The 459-nt window shown below is 36.8% G+C and carries 1 pseudogene; it reads left to right on the forward strand.

Annotated elements, in window-relative coordinates:
• Window positions 1-459: pseudogene (locus tag I6F09_RS37245) on the forward strand (preprotein translocase subunit SecY); the annotation flags it as partial.

The following is a 459-nucleotide window of genomic DNA, read 5'->3' on the forward strand; positions in this document are numbered from 1 at the left end:
GATCTAATGTTTCACACGCTTGTGAACTTTTTTAAAACAAAAGAAGTTCGTAACAAGATACTTTTTACTCTTGCAATGTTAGTCATTTTCAAAATAGGTACGTATATCCCAGCACCTGGTGTTAATCCAGCAGCATTTGATAATCGACAAGGTTCTCAAGGCGTCACTGACTTGTTAAACACGTTTGGTGGCGGAGCCTTGAAGAACTTTTCCATTTTTGCTATGGGAATCATGCCCTACATCACTGCTTCAATTGTTATGCAACTATTGCAAATGGATATTGTACCTAAGTTTACTGAATGGGCAAAGCAAGGTGAAACTGGTCGTAAGAAGTTAAACAACTTCACACGTTACTTCACAATTGTTTTAGCATTTATTCAATCGATTGGTATGTCGTTCCAATTCAATAATTATTTGGACGGGGCACTTATCAAAGAACAAAATGTTTGGTCGTATTTG

Origin of the sequence: Bradyrhizobium sp. IC3195, from assembly GCF_020193585.1 — a bacterium.
Taxonomy (GTDB): Bacteria; Pseudomonadota; Alphaproteobacteria; order Rhizobiales; family Xanthobacteraceae; genus Bradyrhizobium; species Bradyrhizobium yuanmingense.